We start from the raw sequence: 9,232 nt of genomic DNA on the forward strand, positions 1-9,232 counted from the left end.
GGGCGTGAGTAGCTGTTAATGATGAATCTCCTTAGAAAGGCTTAACAACGGCAAGAATGACAACCGCGATCAGAATGAATACGGGCAGTTCATTAAACCAGCGGTAAAACACGTGGCTACGGGTGTTGTTGTCGTTTTGGAATACTTTCACCAGATGGCCGCAGTAGAAGTGATACACAATCAGCAAGGCTACCAAGGTTAACTTCGCGTGCAACCAGCCCTGACTGAAATAGCCCGATACATTGTAGCTGAGCAGCCACACGCCAAAGATGACCGTGGCGATCATGGAAGGCGTGGTAATCCCCCGGTAGAGTTTACGCTCCATGACCTTGAAGCGCTCTTGCCCCGGCTTGTCTTCGCACGCTGCGTGGTAAACGAACAGGCGAGGCAAGTAGAAAATGCCGGCAAACCAGCACACCAGTGAAATAATATGAAACGCTTTAACCCATAACATGTGTTAACTCCGGCGGTATTGGTAGTAACTTTCAATATCGGATTGCAACACAACACCATAAACTCGCTGGATCATGGGTGCGACATGGCGCTGCACGTAAAGTGCCTCTGCCTTGGTTTGCTCAAATTCGTTGAGGGCTTGCTCTAGCGTGGCTTGATATTGCACAGGCGCAACGTCTCGCCGGTTGGCCGGGATTTGCATCAAGTCCAAGCTCTCGGGCTGTTCAGGTGCATCTTCGGAGTTTACCTCGCTAAGCTCCTCAAGGTATCGAGCCAGATCAACAGCAGGTAGCAATGAGGTGGGACCGCTGTTGCCATCCACCAAGAGCCACTTGGGTTGTGAAGATAGCGCTTTGCGCGCTTCCTCTAGGGTGAGTTGGCGTTCAATGCGTAGAATGTTTCGGTCCATGATAGCGCCAACGGATACCCGCCTCAGCGCTTGCGTGACCGGTGAGTTCTGGTAGCTGAGTCCTTGGCTTTTCAGAACGGTGATGAATAACGACTTCTTGCCGAACGCTTCGCTCGTGACCAGCGTGGCGGTGGTAATAATCAGCATGCCTGGCAGAATGATGTTGGGGTTATGGGTGAGTTCCAAGAGAGCCATCAACGCCGCTAAAGGCGCCTGCAATACCGCGCCCATCATGGCACCCATGCCGAGCATGGCGTAAAAGCCGACAGACGATGCCACCTCGGGGGCAAAGGCTGCTCCTATCAGACCCATGGCCCCGCCCAGGGTTGCACCAATAAATAACGTCGGGCCGATTACCCCGCTTGGCATGCCAAGGCCGATAGAGGTTCCTGTGATCAGCAGCTTGGCGCAGCCAACCCCTAATAATAACCAGAAACCGAGTACTCCATTAATGGTGTGACCCACGGTGTCGTAGCCAATGCCCATTGTTTCGGGCACGAAGATAGCAAACGGAACCATCAAAAGGCCGGCTACGAATATGCGCAAAATCACCGGGCGATGGTGATAACGCCCCAGGCTGTCTACCAATTGGATGAAACCGGCGGCGGCAATGCCGATGATCACCGCTATCGCGAGTATCCAGGGGATTTCCAGCAAGGAATTCATGGTCAGCGCCGGAACGCTAAAGGCCGGTTCGGTGCCGTAGACCACTTGGGTGACGATGGCGGCGCTCACTGCCGACAAGATAATGGGCGTAAAGCCGGCGATGGTGTACTCCATCATCACCACTTCCATGGCGAAGATGACACCGGAGATCGGGGTGTTGAAGGATGCGGAGATAGCCGCGGCGCAGCCGCAGGCGACGAGGGTCCGAATGCTGTTGTTGGGTAAGCGCATCCATTGACCAAGTATGCTCGAGAAAGCCGCACCGAGATGCACTGCTGGCCCCTCCCGGCCGGCGGACTGGCCGCTGACCACCGTGGTAACGCCGGCGATGAATTGAACGATGGCGCTTTTGAGTGAGATATAACCCTGGTGGTAATTGAGGCGCTCCATGACATGGGCGATCCCCACCTTGCGGTCATGGATGCCCAGTTTGTGCAAAAAAAGCCCCAACGCGACCGCGCCGGCAAGGGGTAAAATTCCTCGGGTAAGGATGTCCAGATCTTCGAAGTTTTCTGAGCCGTTGCCCGGAAAGAAGTAATCCAGGGGCCATTCAATAGCAAAACGAAACAACAGGATCACGGCACCGGTGACAATGCCGGAAAGCAAACCAAGGACGGCAAGCTGGGGAAGGGCATCCACGCCGGCGAGCCTTCCTCGGAAAACGTGTATCAGGTTTTCCGTAACCTGTTGCCTGATATTGCGCATGTGGGCTGAATTCCGGTTGTTCGAACACGTTGTTCAAAAAGAATGGGACTCCATTGTAGCTTTGGGCGGGCTGGCTGCAATAAGTCCTTGGTTTATCATGTTAGACTAACGCCAAATTCTGACCAGATTACGTTGGAGAAGAGAGTGATTAAATTAGGCATCGTTGGTGGTACCGGGTACACAGGCGTGGAGCTGTTAAGGATTCTCGCCGTTCATCCTGAGGTCGAAGTGAAATGCATCACTTCGCGCTCCGAGGCAGGTATGCCCGTGGCGGATATGTACCCCAATTTGCGAGGCCACTTTGACCTGGCGTTCTCCGAGCCTGACCCTGAGCAGCTGGCGGAATGCGATCTGGTGTTTTTTGCAACGCCTCATGGTGTGGCGGCTCGCATGGTACCGGAGCTGATGAAAGCGGGCACTCGTGTGGTGGACCTTTCCGCAGATTTTCGCCTTAAAGACCTCGATGTATGGGCGAAGTGGTATGGAATGCCTCATGCAAGTCCGGAGTGGGCCGAGAAAGCCGTTTACGGGTTGCCGGAAGTGGCCCGTGCAGAAATCCGCAAGGCCCAGTTAGTGGCGAACCCCGGGTGTTACCCAACAGCCGTTCAGCTGGGCTTGCTCCCACTTCTTGAACAGGGTTTGGTGGACCCCTCACGGTTGATCGCAGATGCCAAGTCGGGTGCCAGTGGTGCCGGCCGTCAGGCGAACGCCGGGATGCTGCATGGTGAAATCGGTGAAAGTTTTAAAACCTACGGCGCATCCGGTCACCGTCACTTGCCCGAGATTCGTCAGGGCTTGGGTTGGGCTGCTGGTCAGGATGTGGGTGTAACCTTCGTTCCTCACCTGTTGCCGATGATTCGAGGTATAGAAGCAACGCTCTACGCAGAATTAACCGACGTTGCTGATTTTGACCGTTTGCAAGCTCTGTTTGAAGAGCGTTATCAAAATGAGCCTTTCGTGGATGTCATGCCGTTTGGTAGCCACCCTGAAACCCGCAGCGTGCGTGGTGCCAACCATTGTCGTATGGCGTTGCACCGTCAGGAACAGAGCAATGTGGTGATTGTCACCTCCGTCATTGATAACTTAGTCAAAGGGGCCGCCGGCCAGGCAGTCCAAAATATGAATATCATGTTCGGGCTGGATGAGCGGCTGGGGCTGAATGCCCCTGCCATGCTACCCTGAGGTTGATTTGTGAGCGACGCGCCTAAGCCTTCAGAGGAATACGTTGTTATCCGGCATCGGCGGGGGTATCGCCTGCGTCGGACGTTAATTCTGCTCGGATTTACGATTGTTGCGGCCATTTCCGGTTACATGGCCGGAATGGCGCAGGGTGGGTTCCGGTTTTCATCGGCGGAAGAAAGCAAAGAGTTGCTGGTCCACGAAGTGGATAACCTACGAGAACAGTATCATTCGGCGCGTCAGCAGGTGATTAATCTGGAGCGGGGCCGTGCAATTGATGAGCAGGCCATGCGCGATGCAAGAAATGCAATTGTTGATCTGGAAACGAAGATTTCCGAACTGAACGCAGACCTGACGTTTTACCGCAACATCATGGCGCCGACAGAAGTCAGCAAAGGCCTGCAGGTGGATAACTTCACGCTTTCGCCGGCTCGTGGTGATGGGCGCTATAGTTTTAAAATGGTGCTGACCCAGGTCGGTAACAATAATCGCTATGTGTCAGGGCTCGTGGCGGTGAACGTCATCGGCACGGTTGACGGTGAAAAGCAGGTAATTGCGCTGCGGGATTTGTCAGAAGATATCGATGATCTCGGGGTGAAGTTCAAGTTTCGTTATTTTCAAGATATTGAAGGTAGCTTAAGCTTGCCAGAAGAGTTTGAACCATTGGAAATACAGGTTGTTGCCCAGGCAGGAGGCCAGAAAACGGCGCAGGCAGAGAGTACATTCGACTGGGAACAGGTAACAGGAAACTGAAATGTTTAATAAGAAAAAGCAGGCACGACACCGCTCGTCTAACCGTTTTGACACTTTGATTTCGGCACGCACGACCATTGAAGGCGATATTCGCTTTTCAGGCGGGTTACACGTGGATGGAAAAATCAAGGGTCGGGTGATCGCTGAAGACGGTAGTGATGCGGTTATCCGCTTGTCCGAGGTGGGGCAGATTACCGGAGACGTGATTGCGCCGCACATCATTATAAATGGTACCGTGCACGGAGATGTGCGTTCGTCCAGCCATTTGGAATTGGCTGAGAAATCGAGTGTCAATGGAAGTGTTTATTACCAGTTGATCGAAATGGCTATGGGGGCCGCAGTAAATGGCAACCTGATTCGCCAGACAGAGACAACCGGGCTCCTTTCTCACGAACAGTCCGAAACCGTTGATCCCGAGCTGGAGAGTGAGGGAGCGTTCGAATAGTTGACTGTTTTAGTCAGGAATACCATAATCGTGCAAATATCTTTTAGTGCCGGAGGCAACCCTTGAGTGTAGTCCAGCAGCAAATGGCCTCGCCGCTGTTTTTTAGTGACAGCGCGGTTGCCAAGGTGCGCGAGTTGATCGAAGAAGAGGAAAATCCGGAGCTGAAACTACGGGTTTTCGTGACGGGTGGTGGCTGTTCAGGCTTCCAGTACGGTTTTTCTTTTGATGAAAGTCAGGAAGAAGATGACACGGTCATCGAACGTGATGGCATAAAGTTACTGGTCGATTCTATGAGTTATCAGTACCTGGTTGGTGCCACCGTGGTTTATCAAGAAGGGCTTCAGGGTTCTCAATTTGTAGTTCAAAACCCCAACGCCAGCTCAACCTGTGGCTGCGGTAGCTCCTTCTCTATCTGATTTTTAAGCGGGGTAGATTGCCCCGAGTACCCTTTCCCCCGAAGCGCCGGTCACTTCCGGTACATTGCCCGGTAGGCCTTTCAAGGCCTGCCGGGCAAGCCAGGCGAACGCTACCGGCTCTACCCATTGTGAATCCAATCCGAGCTCTGCGGTTGTTGCAAGTCCAACCGAGCCTAGACCCATCCGCAATTCGTTCATCAGCAACGCGTTAAACGTTCCGCCTCCACAGGCATATACCGCCATGTTTGCCGTTTCTTGAGGTAACTGTTGCAGGATGGTGGTGACGGTCAACTGCAGGAGTGTGCGCTGAACGTCTTCCGGAGCCAAATCCGGGAAGCGTTGGAGGTGGGTGCGAATCCAATCGAGATTAAAGCGTTCTTTGCCGGTACTCTTAGGCGCGGGCTTACTGAAATAAGCATCCGACAACATGCTGGACAGCAGCTCTTGCTGCGTGGTGCCTTCGCTGGCCAAGTGCCCATCTTCGTCGTAATGGCGGCCGGTTTGATCCAAGCACCAGGCATCGAGTAGTGCGTTGGCAGGGCCGGTATCAAATCCAATGATGGGTTTCCGGTTGCCGGCAGGCAGCCAAGTGATGTTGGCGATACCGCCGAGATTCAGAATGCAGCGATCCTGTTCCTTGGATTCGAAAAGCCATTTGTGAAACGCCGGCACTAAGGGTGCGCCTTGCCCGCCGGCTGCGATGTCTCTGCTACGAAAATCCGATACCGTGGTCACGCCGGTTGCTTCCGCGATGAACGCGGAGCAACCAATTTGCATAGAGAAAGGGGCGGAGCCGGAGGGTTGGTGCCGGATAGTTTGTCCGTGGCTGCCTATGCCGGAAATGTCGCTGGCGGCTATGCCGGTTTGTGCGATCAGCTCCGAGGCGGTTCGCGCGAAACACTGCCCAACCAGAGTGTCCAGCTCACCGAGTTCGTCGGGAGTGCCGTGATCTCGAGTTGCTGAGATCAGTCTTTGTCGAAGGCTATCTGGATAGGTGAGAGAGTGCGTGGCGTGAATAGTCAGGCTCTGGGACTCGAAAGACACCAGCACGGCATCGACTGCATCCATGCTGGTGCCTGACATAAGGCCAAGCCAGTAGCCCACTGTTAGTTGTCCGTAGCAAGAGCCAGCTGGTTTTGGCTCTCTAGGAATACGTTGAGTTGAGCAAGGCTTTGACTGGTCACCTGCTTGAAGCGAGCCAGTTCAGACTTCGGAATAGGCTGTGCATCCGGCAGCTTGATGGTACGTGAGTTCTTCGCGACACCGTTAACCCGGAATTCATAATGCAAGTGAGGGCCGGTTACCATGCCTGATGAGCCCACATGACCTATAGTCTGCCCTTGTTTGACGCGTGTGCCATTTTTGATGCCTTTGCCTAGGCGGCTCATGTGCGCGTAAAGGGTCGTTATGTTGTCGCCATGCTTGAGGACTACGGTGCGACCGTAACCACCTTTCCAGCCAGCAAACTTTACCCGACCATTGCCGGCGGCTTTGATCGGCGTGCCTGGAGGGGCTGCGTAATCAGTGCCTTCGTGTGGGCGCACGATGTCCAATACCGGATGACGGCGCTGCAGGTTAAACGGTGACGAAAGACGGGCGTTAATGGGGACGCGCAAGAATGCCTTGCGCATGCTTTGCCCGCCGGGCGTGTAGTAGTCGCTTTCACCGTTCGAGTCGGTATATAGGAGAGCGATGTTCTCGTCGCCACGGTTGGTGAACTTGGCGGAGAGGATGCGGCCTGTGCTGAATTCTTCGCCGTCGATGTACAGTTGTTCGTAAACCACTTCGAAGCGATCGCCTTTGCGAACGTCATAAACAAAGTCGATGTCCCAACCGAAAATGCCGGCTAACTCCATGGTGAGTCGATCATCCATGCCTGCATCGCGCGCGGCAAGGTAAAGGGAACCATCGATCTCTCCCGCAGCAAAGGCCGGACGAATTTCAGGTTCACGAACTTCGGTTTCGCCGGCATAGCCGTTTTCGGTCTTTTCGATTTTAAGGGACTCAAGGCGGCTACGCTGAAGTTCAACGGCTACCAAATCGCCTTCATCGTCCAGGCCAAACCGGATGTCTTCGCCGGCATACAAGCGTTGAAGTTTATCGGCCTCGCCTTCACCGTGAATGACCGACAGCATCACACCGTCGTTAAACCCCGCTTTTTTGAACAAAGACGACAAGGTGTCGCCCGATTTAATGCGAAACTCTTTCCACTGAACTTCTGGCGCTTCCGGAGCAGCAATGGCGGCGGGTGGAGCCTTCGTGGCCGCAAGAGCTTGTTCAACGGAATTGCTCGGAATTGGGATTTCAGCAGCCTGTCGGCCAGTGCTTTGGTTCGTTGGAGCGGAAATTACAGGAGCGCCAGACCCGGAAACAGTGCCTTGGTTAAGGTCAACCGGGTAGGACATGCGCTTGGCTTCAACGTCTGAGCTTGGGCTCATAAGCGCGGCCGCAGTTACAGCAATTGTTGCCGCAGCGGCGAGCGTTAAATGTGATTTGGGGAAGGTTTTAAGCACGGTGCTCACCCATTATGATCGAAATTCCGGGTAGTTGTGTCGGCTAATTAAAGCGCCTGATCAAGTATAGACCATCAGATTACCGCATATAAAAGAATCAGGACAGTGGCGAACATTACGGTTACCGCTTCGGGCGGGCGTACAAAAGCCGCTGCCACTGATATAATGCCGCCCCTGATATGCAGGGTTTGGTCAAAAACTGAGCATACACTTTATCAAGTAGCGCCGGAAAATCGCAGCATTCTTTTGTAGAGCTGTGTAACTGGCCGCTTCTACCGTTTTGCAGTCAAAGCTGGGGAAACTAGGTTCATGGCATCACTAGATGAAGCATTAGCCATCATTAAGCGCGGAATAGATGAGCTGATTCCAGAAGAAGATCTGATCGCAAAGTTGAAAGAGGGGCGTCCTTTAAGGGTAAAGGCTGGCTTTGATCCAACTGCACCTGACTTGCATCTAGGGCACACCGTGCTTATTAATAAGTTGCGGCAGTTTCAGGATCTGGGTCACGAGGTCATTTTTCTGATTGGCGATTTTACCGGAATGATCGGTGACCCCAGTGGTAAGAGTGCAACTCGGCCACCGCTTAGTGAAGAGCAGGTGATGCAAAACGCCATTACCTATAAAGAGCAGGTGTTCAAGATTCTGGATCCCGCTAAAACTCGGGTGGTGTTCAACTCCGAGTGGATGGGTAAGTTGAGTGCCTCTGAGATGATCAAGCTTGCCGGGCAATACACTGTTGCTCGTATGCTGGAGCGTGATGACTTCACTAAACGTTTCCGTGCTGAGCAGTCCATCGCTATTCATGAGTTCCTTTATCCTTTGATACAGGGTTACGACTCAGTAGCGTTGGAGGCTGATGTTGAGTTAGGTGGTACAGATCAGAAGTTCAACCTGCTGATGGGGCGCGTGCTCCAGAAGCACTATGGGCAGAAGCCCCAGGCTGTTATCACTGTTCCGATCCTTGAAGGTCTGGATGGTGTGCAGAAAATGTCCAAATCGCTGGGCAACTATGTAGGTGTGAATGACTCGCCAGGAGAAATGTACACCAAGCTGTTGTCGGTGCCCGATGAGTTGTTATGGCGTTACTTCGAGTTACTCAGCTTCCGCCCTATGGCGGAGGTGGAAGAGTACCGCGCCTCTGTGCAAGCTGGCGCGAACCCGCAAGACTATAAGAAGGTACTGGCTGAAGAGCTGATCACCCGTTTCCACGATGAAGAGGCGGCGAAGTCAGCTCATAAGTCGGCAGGCAATCGGGTGGCGTTGGGTGAGATTCCGGAAAACGTGCCAACAGTAGAGGTGTCATTGGAAGGGCAGCCCGGAATGCCGATGGCGTCTGTGCTCCGGTTGGCTGGTCTGGTGAAAAACGGTGCGGCAGCTCGTGATGTGTTGGGGCGCGGTGCGGTGTATCTGGATGGCCAGAAGTTCGAAGGTAATCGTATGTTTGTTAAGGGTGATGACTGCGTCATCCAGGCGGGTAAGAAGAAGATCGCGCGGGTATTGGTGATCGACTGAAAAGCCTTGGATCGGCCAATTTGAGTTTTTTTCAAATTGGCCGTTGACACCCTCAGGGATGTCTGTAGAATGCGCATCTCGCTTGAGGGGCTAGCCGCTAAACACGGTCAGCAACGAAGCGGTAACTGCTTGAAAGATTTGAAGAAAACGTTTTAAAGATTCTTCAAAAAGCAGTTGACAA

The 9,232-nt window shown here is 53.4% G+C and carries 9 protein-coding genes; 5 read left to right on the forward strand and 4 right to left on the reverse strand.

The window, feature by feature from the left end; genetic code table 11:
• Positions 1–31: 31 nt before the first annotated feature.
• The gene (gene hemJ / locus K5L82_RS16495; RefSeq protein WP_223134898.1) at positions 32–454 is read right to left on the reverse strand and encodes a protoporphyrinogen oxidase HemJ; all 423 of its coding nucleotides are present in this window, start codon (positions 452–454) and stop codon (positions 32–34) included.
• Positions 455–457: 3 nt separating this feature from the next.
• Positions 458–2,233 (reverse strand): chloride channel protein, encoded by a 1,776-nt coding sequence (locus K5L82_RS16500; protein WP_223134899.1) that lies wholly within the window; start codon positions 2,231–2,233, stop codon positions 458–460.
• Positions 2,234–2,377: 144 nt separating this feature from the next.
• Between K5L82_RS16500 and argC the strand changes: the two genes are divergently transcribed.
• The 4 genes from argC to erpA all read left to right on the forward strand — a co-directional run bounded on the left by argC (position 2,378) and on the right by erpA (position 5,026).
• Positions 2,378–3,415, forward strand: coding sequence for an N-acetyl-gamma-glutamyl-phosphate reductase (gene argC, locus K5L82_RS16505; RefSeq protein WP_223134900.1), 1,038 nt, complete (start codon positions 2,378–2,380; stop codon positions 3,413–3,415).
• 9 nt (positions 3,416–3,424) lie between these two features.
• Positions 3,425–4,165 (forward strand): DUF6776 family protein, encoded by a 741-nt coding sequence (locus tag K5L82_RS16510; RefSeq protein ID WP_133006566.1) that lies wholly within the window; start codon positions 3,425–3,427, stop codon positions 4,163–4,165.
• A gap of 1 nt (position 4,166) precedes the next feature.
• Positions 4,167–4,610, forward strand: a complete 444-nt coding sequence (locus K5L82_RS16515) for a polymer-forming cytoskeletal protein (protein WP_223134901.1) — start codon at positions 4,167–4,169, stop codon at positions 4,608–4,610.
• Between the two features lie 83 nt (positions 4,611–4,693).
• A complete protein-coding gene (erpA, locus tag K5L82_RS16520; protein ID WP_207924383.1) occupies positions 4,694–5,026 on the forward strand; it encodes an iron-sulfur cluster insertion protein ErpA in 333 nt (110 codons plus the stop codon).
• Positions 5,027–5,029: 3 nt separating this feature from the next.
• Here erpA and K5L82_RS16525 read toward each other — a convergent pair whose 3' ends face one another.
• Positions 5,030–6,130, reverse strand: coding sequence for an anhydro-N-acetylmuramic acid kinase (locus tag K5L82_RS16525; protein WP_223134902.1), 1,101 nt, complete (start codon positions 6,128–6,130; stop codon positions 5,030–5,032).
• 2 nt (positions 6,131–6,132) lie between these two features.
• Entirely contained in the window at positions 6,133–7,539 is a 1,407-nt protein-coding gene (locus tag K5L82_RS16530; protein ID WP_223134903.1) for a peptidoglycan DD-metalloendopeptidase family protein, read from the reverse strand.
• A gap of 309 nt (positions 7,540–7,848) precedes the next feature.
• On the opposite strand from K5L82_RS16530, the gene tyrS reads away from it, so the two are divergent.
• A complete protein-coding gene (gene tyrS / locus K5L82_RS16535) occupies positions 7,849–9,051 on the forward strand; it encodes a tyrosine--tRNA ligase (RefSeq protein WP_223134904.1) in 1,203 nt (400 codons plus the stop codon).
• Positions 9,052–9,232: the final 181 nt, after the last annotated feature.

The organism is Marinobacter sp. AL4B (assembly GCF_019916045.1).
GTDB lineage: Bacteria > Pseudomonadota > Gammaproteobacteria > Pseudomonadales > Oleiphilaceae > Marinobacter.

Bases quoted from the DNA above. Each gene is read 5' to 3' on its own strand.
- hemJ (WP_223134898.1), bottom strand. From the start codon at position 454: ATGTTATGGGTTAAAGCGTTTCATATTATTTCACTGGTGTGCTGGTTT.
- K5L82_RS16500 (WP_223134899.1), bottom strand. From the start codon at position 2,233: ATGCGCAATATCAGGCAACAGGTTACGGAAAACCTGATACACGTTTTC.
- K5L82_RS16515 (WP_223134901.1), top strand. From the start codon at position 4,167: ATGTTTAATAAGAAAAAGCAGGCACGACACCGCTCGTCTAACCGTTTT.
- erpA (WP_207924383.1), top strand. From the start codon at position 4,694: ATGGCCTCGCCGCTGTTTTTTAGTGACAGCGCGGTTGCCAAGGTGCGC.
- tyrS (WP_223134904.1), top strand. From the start codon at position 7,849: ATGGCATCACTAGATGAAGCATTAGCCATCATTAAGCGCGGAATAGAT.